This is a genomic window from Neobacillus drentensis (assembly GCF_036962765.1).
Lineage (GTDB): Bacteria > Bacillota > Bacilli > Bacillales > Cytobacillaceae > Neobacillus > Neobacillus drentensis_C.
The window spans coordinates 19711-33432 of record NZ_JBALOS010000242.1; the positions used below are offsets into that span (position 1 = coordinate 19711).

Annotated in this window: 12 protein-coding genes; all 12 read right to left on the minus strand. The window is 41.8% G+C overall.

All coding sequences use genetic code 11. The features are described from left to right. Positions 1-240: 240 nt before the first annotated feature. Complete coding sequence (locus V7137_RS24945) at positions 241-1275, minus strand: asparaginase (protein WP_420490175.1); 1035 nt, start codon at positions 1273-1275, stop codon at positions 241-243. 17 nt (positions 1276-1292) lie between these two features. Further along, a complete protein-coding gene (locus V7137_RS24950) occupies positions 1293-2447 on the minus strand; it encodes an ROK family transcriptional regulator (RefSeq protein WP_335700569.1) in 1155 nt (384 codons plus the stop codon). A 222-nt stretch (positions 2448-2669) separates the two neighbouring features. Beyond that, positions 2670-3728, minus strand: coding sequence for a Gfo/Idh/MocA family protein (locus tag V7137_RS24955; RefSeq protein WP_335700570.1), 1059 nt, complete (start codon positions 3726-3728; stop codon positions 2670-2672). 32 nt (positions 3729-3760) lie between these two features. Further along, on the minus strand, positions 3761-4636 hold the full coding sequence (locus V7137_RS24960) for a sugar phosphate isomerase/epimerase family protein (RefSeq protein WP_335700571.1): 876 nt from the start codon (positions 4634-4636) through the stop codon (positions 3761-3763). Positions 4637-4746: 110 nt separating this feature from the next. Further along, positions 4747-5718 carry an ABC transporter ATP-binding protein gene (locus V7137_RS24965; RefSeq protein ID WP_335700572.1) on the minus strand — a complete coding sequence of 324 codons (972 nt, stop codon included), beginning with the start codon at positions 5716-5718 and terminating at the stop codon, positions 4747-4749. Then, the gene (locus V7137_RS24970; RefSeq protein ID WP_335700573.1) at positions 5711-6700 is read right to left on the minus strand and encodes an ABC transporter ATP-binding protein; all 990 of its coding nucleotides are present in this window, start codon (positions 6698-6700) and stop codon (positions 5711-5713) included. The genes V7137_RS24965 and V7137_RS24970 overlap by 8 nt, the downstream gene beginning before the upstream one ends. A 14-nt stretch (positions 6701-6714) precedes the next feature. Continuing rightward, a complete protein-coding gene (locus V7137_RS24975) occupies positions 6715-7611 on the minus strand; it encodes an ABC transporter permease (protein ID WP_335700574.1) in 897 nt (298 codons plus the stop codon). Between the two features lie 12 nt (positions 7612-7623). Beyond that, the gene (gene nikB / locus V7137_RS24980) at positions 7624-8547 is read right to left on the minus strand and encodes a nickel ABC transporter permease (protein WP_335700575.1); all 924 of its coding nucleotides are present in this window, start codon (positions 8545-8547) and stop codon (positions 7624-7626) included. Positions 8548-8710: 163 nt separating this feature from the next. Further along, positions 8711-10279, minus strand: a complete 1569-nt coding sequence (locus tag V7137_RS24985) for a glutathione ABC transporter substrate-binding protein (protein WP_335700576.1) — start codon at positions 10277-10279, stop codon at positions 8711-8713. A 624-nt stretch (positions 10280-10903) separates the two neighbouring features. Next, entirely contained in the window at positions 10904-12106 is a 1203-nt protein-coding gene (locus V7137_RS24990; RefSeq protein WP_335700577.1) for a M20 family metallopeptidase, read from the minus strand. Between the two features lie 14 nt (positions 12107-12120). Further along, positions 12121-13083: a P1 family peptidase gene (locus V7137_RS24995; protein WP_335700578.1), complete on the minus strand. Its 963-nt coding sequence runs from the start codon at positions 13081-13083 to the stop codon at positions 12121-12123. A gap of 3 nt (positions 13084-13086) precedes the next feature. Beyond that, positions 13087-13638, minus strand: coding sequence for an ECF transporter S component (locus tag V7137_RS25000; protein ID WP_335700579.1), 552 nt, complete (start codon positions 13636-13638; stop codon positions 13087-13089). Positions 13639-13722: the final 84 nt, after the last annotated feature.

The window sequence follows — 13722 nt, forward strand, 5'->3', positions numbered from 1 at the left end:
ATCAACATTAAGCTTTAACATAGCCTAATTGTTTAATAAAGTCATTTATAAAAAAGAATGGATCATTTGTTTTAAAATACAACCACAAATGATAAATGACTAATTTCTAGCCAAAAGCAAGAACAAAAAAGCCCATGTTATTTCCTATCAGAAATAACATGGGCTTTACAATCATTCCTACTATAGGCCTTACTTATACTTCATTTCCCCGTACTGACAGGCACTGCGCTCGCTTATCATTTATGAAGTTTGTTTTGACGAACCTTCCAGTGATGTCATCAGTTTAAACCTTTCATGGATCGTTCCTACTTCCACTCCAGTGTCGTTTTTAACAATTGGCTGCTTCAATTCTCTTATTCTGGCAATGGTTTCCTTATTGTGATAGTTTATTTGCTCAAGAATGGATGCCACAATGACTGGCCAAACTTCTTCTGATCCATTTAGAACTTTTAGTGCAAAACCAAGTCTTTCTTTTTTTAAGCCGAAACAATAGACTCCCTGGGCTCCGCCTTTTGCGACAATATTAGGATCTTGAAGCAAAAGAGAGCAAATAAACTGCTCTGAAGCAACCATGAATGGATGTTCATTCATCGCATTCGTCATGTCCCTTACTGCTTTTTGCAAAAGCGAATCCTTAATTAAATCAGGGCAGGCTAATTTCAAATAAGTAATCGCCATGTTCTTTAACGGTATCGCAAAAACCGGTACCCCACAGCCGTCTCTACCGATTTTAATTTTAGAAATCGGTACCTCCGATAAAGTAGATAGGATACTCAAAATATGCTGCTGAAGCGGGTGCTCTACTTCCCAATATCCTTCAACAGGATAACCCAACTCCCGGCAAACACTGATAAAACCCATATGCTTGCCGGAGCAGTTATGGTAAAGTCTCCTTTTCTCCATGTTCTTTCTTAGCATTTCCTCTGTAGGTTTTACATTTAAAGGATAGGCAGCTGGACAAAATAACTCCTCTTCCTTTACAGGTAATTTTTTCAACATGGATTCAAGAGCCGAAATATGATAGGATTCTCCTCTATGAGAAGCGGTAAACATGGCCGCTTCTTCGTTTGTTAGTCCATATTTCGCTATGATATTGGATAAAAAAACAGGTACGGCCTGCAACGGCTTTGCTGCCGACCGGTAATACGTGTAGTGCTCCTGATTGCCTGTATGATAAACCGGTTCTTGATGCTCGTTTACACCGCAAATCATCCCTATATGGACGTTTTCAATCAACCCTCCCCGTGTTTCTTCCACTAACATTTCCGCCTTCATCATATCCACCTCTCCCTTTACTCTAAATCTAACAATGTATTTTGTGTTTGAATGGCTGCCCCAAGGACAACTCCTTCATTCCCTAATAATGAATAGACAAACTTCAAGTTTTCCTTTACCGGATCCCAAATATATAACTCACATTTTTGTTCAATGGCGGATTTGATTTCAGGAAGTTTTTCAATGGTGTTCCCGCTTAAGATAATCACTTCTGGATTGTACAGACACAAGATATTACTGATCGCTAGAGCAATAAAAGTGGTGGCCCGATCCATTAAATTCATGGCCCATGATTCTCCCATTCGATAGGACGCGAACACTTCATCAATCGTTTGGATATTTTTCACTTTTCTGCTATCCGCAATAATGGCGCCTTCTGAAATATACGTGGCCAAGCAGCCTATCTTTCCGCAATTACAAACATTCCCAGTCGGGTCAATCACGGTATGACCGATTTCCCCTGCGTTATTAGAATCTCCCCGATAGATTTCTCCATTAAGCATAATCGCAGAGCCAATCCCTGAACCGATCCCAACAAGAACGGCATTCTGTGCATCTTTCGTCATACCCTTAAAATGCTCTGCCATGATTTTCATTTTTAATTCATTATCAACAATGACGTCAAACCCAGTCAGTTTCTTTAGGTCAGCAGTAATGTCTACGTTTTTCCACTTTAACTGATCCGATATTTTCACCACACCATTTTTGTAATCGATGAATCCAGGAAGTCCGACGCCAATTCCAATGATTTTTTCATCAGAGAATCCCTGTTCCGTAATTAAAAGCCGAATGATCCCATTTATTTTTTCAAGCGTTTCGTTATAACTCTCTGTTTCATCTCTTTCAATCTGCTGCCAGGCAACGATTTTCCCGATATAATCGACGATACCGATTTTTATTGCTAACTTATCAATTTCTACCCCAATTGTATAAAGAACATCTCCACATACATCCAGTAAAGCAGCCTTTCTTCCTACTCCAGAGGTGACTAGCTCGGTTTCTCTTACAAAGCCCTGCATATGTAGTTCATTAACAATCCTAGTAATAGATGTCGGACTCATCCCTGTAACTTTCGCCAGTTCCATTCGAGAAATTGGGGAATGGTTTTTAATAAGATCAAGCACTAAATTCTTATTTTGTTTCTTCATTAAAAGTTGATCATGTTTCTCCATTTGTTTCCATTCCTTTTTTTAAAAATTTATTTTCAAACGATTAAAAAATCATGGTAATCCTCTAGCTAAAAGAACTAACATCATTCTTTAAACTAAAACAGCCTGAAGGGAATCCGGCCAATGATTCCCTTCAGATATATGATACTGAGAGGAAAAGCCCTCGCTTATTTAAAGCTCTTAATAAATTCAATTGCTTCAGAGATATCCTTGACCTGACATAGGTTAAAAGACCACCTCACACTTCTTTTCGGCAGCTTCATAAATACCGGACAAAATTTTCATTATTTCCACCCCATCCTCAACAGGTGCAATCGACTCGGTTCCTGTTAAGCAGCTGGAAACAAACGAATCGATTTCATTTTGAAACGCATTAGCAAAATCAAAGGTTAAATGATCAATCTGAGGGTGGATATTTAGAATCGTATCATTTTCCTCACTAATCAAGACTAATTCTGGCTCTAATTCAGCTCCGCCCTTCGTTCCGAAGAACTTCACTTGGATTTCATCCTTCTTTGCATGCAAGGTAAAAGAAACATCAACCAGCAAGGAAGCACCGTTCTCAAAAGTAATCAGGGCATTCGCTAAATCTTCCACTGAGTTTTTTGAACTATCAAAGTCTGCTGCTTTATAATAACGCAAATTCTCCACATTTGCCCGGTTCCCCAATTGACGATATGAATTTCCAGAGATTGATTTTACCTTAGGGCGCCCCATTAAATACCAGCAAATATCAATGATATGAACACCTAGGTCAATGAGCGGCCCGCCGCCTGAACGCTCTTTATCAGCAAACCATCCGCCCGGATTCCCTAAACGGCGTAAGCATGAGGCTTTGGCATAATAGATCTCTCCTAATTTTCCTTGATCAATAAATGATTTTAACACCTTTGTGTTTGTTGCAAACCTTCTAACAAAGCCAACCTGTAATGTGCGGTTATATTTATGTACGGCCTCCTCTATTTTTAGCGCTTCTTCCACTGTCATGGAGAGAGGCTTTTCGACTAATACGTGTTTACCTCCTTTTAAGGCACCGATGGAAATCTCCGCATGGGTATTATTCCACGTGCAGATACTGACTGCGTCTAGATGAGGGTCATTAAAAACCTCCTCCAAAGAGGTATACACATGTTTAATTCCATACTTTTTTGCTTTTTCCTCCGCTCTTTCCTTTGAATAATCGTAGACACCATGTAACACTGCATTCGGATTATTCGCATACGACTGAAAATGCAAATCGGATATAGATCCGGCACCAATAACACAAACTCGTAATTGTTCCAATTTAGAATTCTCCTTTCTATTCACGGATACCACTACTGGATTTCATTCCACAATCGTCTTACATTATCCATCCCGATTTTCGAACCGACTTTACAATCTTCCATGCCTTCAAATTCTACGGTTAAATAGCCGTCATATCCGGAATGTTTCACTAATCTCAAAATCTCGCGAATGTTTAAATCGCCATGGCCCACAATGGCTCCACGTAAATAGTTTTCATTGACCGTTCTAAACCAGACACCATCCCCTGGGTTCTCGTAATATGGGCGAACATAGAAATCTTTTAAATGTACTGTAGCTGCAAATTTCAAATTTTTCTTTACGCCTACAAGTGGATCTTCATCGATACAAAGGAAATTCCCTACGTCCAAAGTCGTTTTAAAATTTTCACGGTTCACCCCATGAATCACCCTTTGTACCCGGTCACTCGTTTGAACATTAAACCCATGATTTTCAATGGTTGTGGTCATGCCGTATTGTGCAGCATAATCGGCAATCAACTGGCTGCCTTGGACCATTTTTGAATAATGTTCTTCAAAAAAATGAATCGTCATTTCTTCCGGCTGTAACGTAAAGGCAGTAACGTCATGACGCAAAATTTTAATCCCTAAGCGGTTGGCGATATCCACATGCTGTTTGATTCGTTCCACTTCTTCACGGAACGCTTCCTCTGTCTCCTGTATAAAGTTGGCAGGCATCGAATAGGCGGATAGGTCAATCCCTGTGGAGGCTGCCTTTTCTTTTATTTTGTCGGCTAATTCCACATTATCAACAACTGAAAAACCATACGGGACAATCTCCATATGCTCCCCGCCATTTTCAGCAATCCAGTCAATTACATCCAATACGGTCATCGTTTCTGCTCGTAATTCCCTCACTAAACTATAGGTACTTAAACCAACTTTCATCCTTATTCACTCCCGTTTGTTTTTTTGAGTTTATTTGCCTGTTTGAATTCGTCTCCAATCATCATAGTTGCAAAATCAACCCGGACCTTAAATCAGTAATTATTAAAAGACTATGATTCTACCAAATGACAGGCGGTTACATGGCCTGTGGCCGGATCCCTATAAACAGATGGCTCCTTTACTTTGCAAATACCCATCGCAGCCGGGCACCGTGTGTGAAACCGGCATCCTGACGGAGGGTTTACTGGACTGGGTAAATCACCTTGTAAAATAATTCGTTCTCTTCTTAACTTTGGATCCGGAATCGGAATGGAAGACAATAAGGCCTTTGTGTAGGGGTGTTTTGGGTTTGAAAAAATAGCTTCTTTCGGCCCAGACTCCACGATGGTCCCCAGATACATGACCCCGATATAGTTACTGATGTGTTCCACTACACTCAAGTCATGCGAAATAAATAAATAGGTTAGATGAAATTCCGACTGTAAATCCTTTAAAAGGTTTAGAATCTGGGCCTGAATGGACACATCCAGGGCAGATACAGGTTCATCTGCAATGATCAATCTGGGTTTCATAATCAGGGCCCGTGCGATCCCTATTCGCTGACGCTGGCCGCCGCTGAACTCATGAGCATATCGATTGGCATGGTACTCATTTAAACCAACTACCTCTAAAATTTCCGCTACCTGCTTGTATCGTTCAGCCCTAGAAAGCTTTGTATGAATAGCAAGTGGTTCCCCTACGATGTCCCGGACCTTCATTCTCGGATTTAACGAGGCATAAGGATCTTGGAAAATCATTTGTACCTTTTTCCTCATCGCTTTTAGCTGCGATTCTTTTTTTCTCGAAACGTCTTCCCCGTCAATCCATACTTCTCCTTCGCTTGGTTCAATCAAACGAGAAATCAGCCTTCCTGTGGTGGACTTACCACAGCCGCTTTCGCCTACCAGACTGAAGGTCTTTCCCTCGGGAATCATGAAGGAGACGTCATGGACCGCTTTTAACATTTTCTTTTTCCCAAACATACCATCAGGAATAAAAAAGGATTTCTTCAACCCATCTACTTTCAATAGAATATTAGACACTAACGCCCCTCCTCTCCTCTTGATACAGCCAACAGCTGCAAGAACGTCCATTTTCAAAACTCGTTTCTGGAGGCTCTTCGTTATAGCAGATTGGAATCACTTCGTTACACCTTGGGGCAAATTTGCAGCCTTTTGGCAAATTAGCTGGATTTGGAACATTGCCCTTAATCGAAACAAGTTTCTCCACTTTTTGACCAAGCTTTGGTACAGAACCGATCAATCCTTTTGTATAAGGATGTTTGGGATCTTCAAACAAAGCGTATACATCTGCCACTTCTACTACTTTTCCTGCATACATCACTACGACACGATCGCACATCTCGGCAACTACCCCTAAATCATGGGTAATCAGGAGAACAGACATGTTTTCTTTTTGCTGCAGCTGTTTCATTAAATCCAATATCTGGGCTTGAATGGTTACGTCTAATGCTGTAGTCGGTTCATCAGCAATTAATAACTGAGGGTTACAGGATATGGCGATAGCAATCATGATCCTTTGTCGCATCCCTCCAGATAACTGGTGCGGAAATTCCTTCATAATTTCTTCCGCTCTTGGAATCCCTACCTTTTTTAAAATAGAGATAGCATATTCTTTCGCCTTTTTCTCATCCAGTCCTAAATGAAGACGGATGGGCTCCAGCAGCTGCTCCCCCATTTTCATAACAGGATTTAAGGAAGTCATAGGCTCCTGGAAAATCATTGCCATTTGTTTACCTCGAACCTTCCTCATTTCCGCTTCTGTTTTAGCGGTTAAATCCTGACCATTAAATAGAATTTTGCCGCTGCTAATTTCACCACTTGTTCCCTTAAAAAGTTTCATAATGGATAGGGAGGTAATACTTTTCCCGCTTCCCGATTCACCAACAAGACCAAGGACCTCACCTTTATTAATATGAAGGTTCACACCATGCAAGATTTTGACCTTTTGTTTATCCTTCGTAAATTCCGTTTCGAGCTTTTCGATCTGCAGCAGTTTTTCCATCCTACTCAAACTCCTTATTCATTCTTGGTTTTAGGATCCAGCACATCGCGCAATCCATCGCCGACAATATTGAAAGCCAACACAGATAAAAATATGGCAATACCTGGCATCATGACGACATGCGAAGCTGTGCCTAAATAATCCCGTCCGAGACTTAGCATGGCTCCCCAATCAGGTGTTTCAGGACTTGCCCCTAAACCAAGGAAGCTTAAACTCGATGCTGCCAAAATAGCTGTTCCGATTCTCATCGATACAAAAACAATCAGACTCCCAAGCGTCTCAGGTAAAATATGCTGAAACATAATCCGAAAATGAGAGGCTCCCATGGATTTCGCCGCCTCCACAAAGACAGTTTCTTTTGCCTCAAGTGTGGATCCTCTGAGCAATCTTGCAAAGGACGGAATACTGAATACGGAAACTGCGATGACCACATTTGTTAATCCTGGTCCCAGGATGGCAACAATCGCAATAGCTAACAGAATATCCGGGAAGGCAAACATGACGTCACTTGATCTCATAATCAGTCGGTCAAGCCAGCCGCCAAAATAACCGCTGATTAATCCTAAAATCGTCCCGCCAATAGCTCCTAACAGGACTGACAGAAAGCTGACACTTAACGAAATTCTGGCACCGTATAACAATCGGCTAAAAATATCCCGCCCATATTCGTCCGTACCAGCAATATGCTCCTGACTGGGACCTTGCAGCACGGTATTATAATCGGGTTTATACGGATCATAAGGTGCTATGTAAGGACCAATAATGGCAATAAAGATCAATAATAGAATAAAAAAGCTGGCCCAGAAGGCGGTTTTCTGACGTTTCCAATTTTTCCAAAATTCTTTTAGCGGGGAATATTTTTTTTCGTGAATGACTGTGTTATTGTGGTTGATTACCTTAGATACTTCCATGACCGCCCTCCTCTATGCTACATAACGGATTTTCGGATTGAGATAACTATATAAAATATCTACGATTAAATTGACGATGATAAATTCAACAGAAAATAGTAATAATTCTGCTTGAATGACTGGGTAATCCCTGAAGGCAATCGAATCAATCAATAGACGTCCCATCCCAGGAAAGCTGAATACCGTTTCTACTACCACTGACCCGCCCAATAAAAATCCAAACTGCAAACCTGCAATCGTAACGACGGGAATCAAGGAATTCCGCAATGCGTGTTTTGGAATGACCACCGACTCTTTCAGTCCTTTTGCCCGTCCTGTCCGAATAAAGTCGGCTTTTAGTGTTTCCAATAGGGAAGATCGGGTAAAACGGGCCAGCATCGACATAATGCCTGCACCCAGTGTTAAGGAAGGCAGCACATAACTTTTCCAGCCCTCTGCACCACCTGTTGGAAACCATCCAAGCTGCACGGAGAAAATTTGAATGAGGATTAACCCTAGCCAGAAGCCTGGTAAGGATATACCCGAAACCGCTGTAACCATTCCAAGATAGTCTTGCCACTTATTTTTGAAAACAGCAGATAAAGTCCCGATAATCAAGCCGAGAACTAACGCCCAAACCATACTGGATAAAGTTAAATAAATGGAAGGCATTAATCGATCGGCAAACATATCCATAACAGGTAAGCCTGTCTTTAGAGAAGAGCCCAGGTCCCCTTGAAATAAATTCCCCATATAGGTGATATACTGTTCCCAAATGGGCTTATCGAGACCAAGTTCCTCTCTAATGGCAGCTACCTCTTGGATGGAAGCATCTTTGCCTGCGACCAAACGGGCTGGGTCACCAGGGATTAAGTGGGTAAAAAAGAAGACTAAAATGGAAACGATGAAAAGAATAGGAATCATTTCAAAGGTTCGTTTGATAATATATTGGAGCACTGCTGATAACCCCTTTCCAGAAAATGTTGACGCCTGATAACAAAGGTAACATCCTCCTTTTCATAGAGTAAGAGAATCGCGCAAATAGCAGGAGATACTCATATAGAAGGAAAGAAGCTTCGGGACAACCCTCCGCTTCTTTTCTTCGATTGAATACTCCTTCTTACTTAAGATTTGCGTCCGTCACACTAATTCCACCACCTGGCTCAATATAGACACCTTCAACATTGGTTCTCTTACCAGTTAGGATTTCATCCACACCAAGGAAAATCCATGGTGCATCCTTGTAGACAGTTGACTGAATCTGACTGTAGATTTCTGCTTGTTTTTGTTGATCCGCAGTCTTGTTTGCCTTATCAATCCATTGATCTACTTGATCATTTTTATAGTAGGCAGTATTGGCTCCATTTGGAGGGAAAGAACCACTATAGAATAACGGTTTGGTGGCATTGGTCGTATCAGATGGATACGCTGACCAGCTTACATACCACATCTGTAACTTCGCATCCTCTGGTGTTTGCGCTCCATAAATCTCATCTGACAAGGTTCCTTCTTCCATTGATTTAATTTCTACATCGATACCTATTTCTTTTAATTGCTGTTGGATGAATTGCATACCTTTCATCGTATCGGAATTGGTATTTCCCCAAATTTCCGCTTTAAAGCCTTTTTCAAGACCAGCTTCTTTTAGTAATTGCATGGCTTTTTCGATATTTTGCTTATATGCTTCCTGCTTAGCATAGTGAAGCGTTTTACTAGGAATAATGGAGTCTAACGGAAGCCCGTATCCTGAATTGACGACAGTGATAAACGCTGACTTATCTACTGCATAGTTCATCGCTTGACGAACACGTGGATCATCAAAAGGTTCCTTCATCGTATTAATAGAAACATAGCGTGCAATCGTCGAAGGGATTTTTTCAACGACAATATCTTTATTGCTCTCAAGTTCTTTCAAATTTTGGCTAGGCAGCGGATAGATAACATGTGCTTCACCTGTTTTTAACATCGCTACACGTGAGCCGTTTTCAGGAACCGATTTATACGTAATTGTCTTTACTCGATCTTTTTTATTCCAGTAATCGTCAAATCGCTCAACAGTGAGATGGTCTCCCTGAACCCATTCCACAAATTTAAAAGGACCAGTACCAACCGGATTCTTCCCAATTTTGTCTTTTCCTTCTTGTAGAAGCTTAGGACTTAGAATCTTTGCTGAGACAAATCTCGTTAACATCCCTGCATAAGCTTCTTTTAAAGTTATCTTAATTTCGTCATCACTAATGATTTCAACGTTCGAAATTAGATTAAAACCACGGCTGTTTAAACGCAGACTATCATCATTCATAATTCTTTCAATGTTTGCTTTCACTGCCTCGGCATTAAATGCTTCCCCATCGTGGAACTTGACACCTTGACGCAGTTTGAAATTATATTCCAAGGCATTATCACTCACACTGTATTCTTCAGCTAGTTGGTTGGTAATTTTCCCATCTTTATCAAACCCTAATAAACCTTCAAGCATAGCAGATTGGACAGAGTTAGAATTGGTATCCCCTGTATTATGAGGGTCCATTGATATAAAGTTTTCATTTACAGCGATCACTAAATCCTTATCGCCGGTTTGACTAACTGTTTTCTTTTCCCCGCCACTTTCTTTACTAGAACATCCGACCATCAGCACCGCCGAGATCACCACAAACAGCAGCACCTTCCAAAAACTCGCCTTTCTCATTGACATCCTCCTTTAATCGTTTCTTAGGTATTTTGTCTAGATGTAATATTTTGGGCGATACCTTTGAATAAATATGATTAGATAACTTCTGGCCTATCTTCCATCGTGAATAGAAGTTTAGGCAAAAGTAATCGTAAATCCACCATTTTTACCACGGTGTTAATAACTCTTGTAATTTCCGCATGGTTTACCAGAGTTTTTTGTATAAAATCCATTTAATTTCGCCAGTGGTGAAATTAAATGGCCAAAAAAATTTGATCTGACTCTCCTAAACTTTAAATCGTCTGAAATTTAAGATAATTATAACTTCCTATTTTGGCAGTTTCAACATTTTTTTCCAGGAAAATTTATATTAATTAATAAATAGTACATACTGCCTACTGATTTAATAGGTATAAAAAAGTTTAAGTCGAATGTACTAACTATCATATTTGCTTTGCTAAATCCATGCAAAAAAGGGATGAACAAAACTCTTTATTACTTCTGCAGAAAATTTAGCCATAGGAAAACTGCACCTCCAATCGCTAGATCATGTCTAACAATTGGGGTGCCGTGAAACCTCAGGCGTATCTCATTGGAACAAACTGCCTACTACAACATTCACGATTCATTTGAAACAAACGATTACTCATTCAAAAACAACATCGCAGTCTGTGCATAGATCCTCGAGGCTTCGACTAATTCTGCTAGATCCATATATTCATTGATTTGATGTGGGATATGACGGTCGCCCGCTCCTGTCGTGACAATCGGAATGCCCGCCAGGTGAAGGAAGGTTCCGTCTGTTGCACCAGGTACACCATTATATATCGGTTCTTTTCTCGCAACATTGCGGAATGATTCCAAACTAGCTTTGACAATCGGATCGTCCAAGTTCGTTTCTGTCCATGGCCGGCTTTCAATCACCTCTAAGGTAGCCTTAAAATCCGGATCCTTGGAGCCCAGCCGCTCTAAAATATTCTCCATTTCCATACGAAGCTGGTCATGGTCCTGTCCAGGAACCGTACGAATATCAAGGGTACTATAACAATGGTCAGGAATGACATTGATTTGCGGCTCCCCTTTTTCGGGTCCTAAAATAATCGTCGGCGTAATGCTTGGCAATCCTAAGTATTGGTGTTGACCGAGACGCTGCTTCTCTTTGTCCTCGAGTGCCATTAGTTCACATATAATTTGCGCCATTCTCGTATTGGGATTAATCCCGGAAAGCGGCATAGCACCATGAGCCATTTTTCCGTACGTTCGAATTACGGCTCGCATCGCCCCTTTTTGCGTGATACAAATTTGGTTTTCCTCTGGTTCGCAGATGATGGCACCGTCCACACCTTGCGCCCATCCACGTTTGATGAAGTGCTTGATGCCGATCATCATGCCTTCCTCATCACAGGGGACACACAAAATAATTTTCCCATTCCACTTCACGTTACTTCTTTTAATCGCATGGACTGCTGCAATCGCAGCTGATAGATTTCCTTTTGTATCGTTCGTCCCTCTGCCGAACATTCTACCGCCTTCAATAACAGCCCCAAAGGGATCATAGCTCCAGGCATCCCAGTCCCCTTCTGTCACCACATCGGTATGCCCTTCAAAAAGAATTGTTTTCCCAGGTCTGCCTGAATCAAGAATGCCAATGACATTTGGCCGCCCCTTGACGACCTCTTCAATGTATACTTCAAGCCCTAAGCTCTTCAAGTAATCATATACATATTGCGCTGCTCTGCTTTCATTTCCGTTAGGGTCGTTTGGACGGTATACACTTGGAATCCGAACGAGATCTTGCGTCAACTTTACAACTTCTTTATCATCCACATCATTAAATACAGCCACTTAAACCCCTCCGTTTATTGATACTTAGGTAAATCTTTGTGAGCGATGATTCCGCCTATACTTTCAGCGGATTTAACCGCATTGATAATCGCCCTCTCCATGACCTTTGCTGCCAGCCCGCCAATGACATCAATAGGGACTCTTTCCCCTCCTGTAGCAACAGCAAAAATGGTGTCACCATCATACATGGTATGTGCTGGAAAAATCGTTCTAGCATACCCGTCCTGAGCCATTTGGGCTACCTTCGTTGCCTCCGCCTTTGTTAAATCGGCATTGACCGCAATGACGCCGATGGTTGTATTCGACCCAGCAGGAATAGTAGGTTGATAGTTTTGTTCAAGAAGCTTGATACTATCAACAAGAATTCCCTCCTGGTAGGGACCTGCCAAGATTTCTCCCGTGGAAGAGTCGCGGACATCCCCGGCAGGATTGACGGCTACAATCGCACCAATCACCACACCATTTTCTAAGCGGAGCGATGCACTACCGAGACCGCCCTTCATACAAAAGCCTGGACCGGCCAATTTACCAACAGTAGCTCCACAGCCGGCCCCATAATTTCCAGTGTCAAACTTCTCAGATGTGGCCGCTTTCGCTGCTTCATAACCCATCTGTTTATCAGGCCGGACCTTTGGGTTGCCGAATGGAAGGTCGAACAGTACAGCGGCAGGGACAATTGGCACCTTTGCCACACCCACATCTAATCCAATATCGTTTTCCTCTAAAAACTGCATCACGCCGGAAGCGGCATCCAAACCAAATGCGCTTCCTCCGCTTAAACAGATGGCATGCACTTTATCGACTAAATTAATCGGGTTCAAAAGGTCGGTTTCCCGTGTTCCGGGAGCGGACCCTCTTACGTCCACTCCCGCAACCGCACCCCCTTCAAAAAGGATCGCTGTACAACCAGTCAATGCTTGTTGATTTTCTTTATTGCCGACTTTTACTCCTGGTACATCGATAATTTGATTATTCATTCCTTATAGATCCTTAGAAATCTTTGATTTTTGTGTTTTGCCGATCTGTTTCCAAGCTAATACAACCGCTAACGTCACAATCGTCCCAACAATGGCTTCAGGAATTCCATTTGTAATTCCGACTGTCCAGGCGACTCCTGCGGTTAAATAATGGCGGACTACAGCCATCGTTAATACAAGTACAGTATTTGCCAATGTTCCGATAAATGCAGCGGCACCAACTGCGAAGTATTCACTTTTGCGGCGGAGGCCAACATACACAAGCCATGCCACCACACCGATAAAAAGCCGAGGTAAAATCGCAACTAATGGATCCTTAAAGAGTGGGACCGTTGCGTTTAGGAAGGAAGAGATCCCAAAAATCGCGCCAACAATTAAGCCGACAATCGGCCCCTGCATAATTCCACCGATAATCGCGGGAATGTGCATAATGGTCGCATTCCCTGCTGCTGTTGGAACAGGAATATAACCCAGCCTTGTGACCCCCAATAAAATGGCTACTGCCCCAAGCACTCCAGCAATGACAATATCCCGAACCGTTAATGATCTTTTCATTCAAATTCTCCCCTTTGTTTTCGTTTTTTTATTAAGGCCCTTTTCGTAACTTTGTTGCTTTTGACTATTAATAAGGGTCCTTTG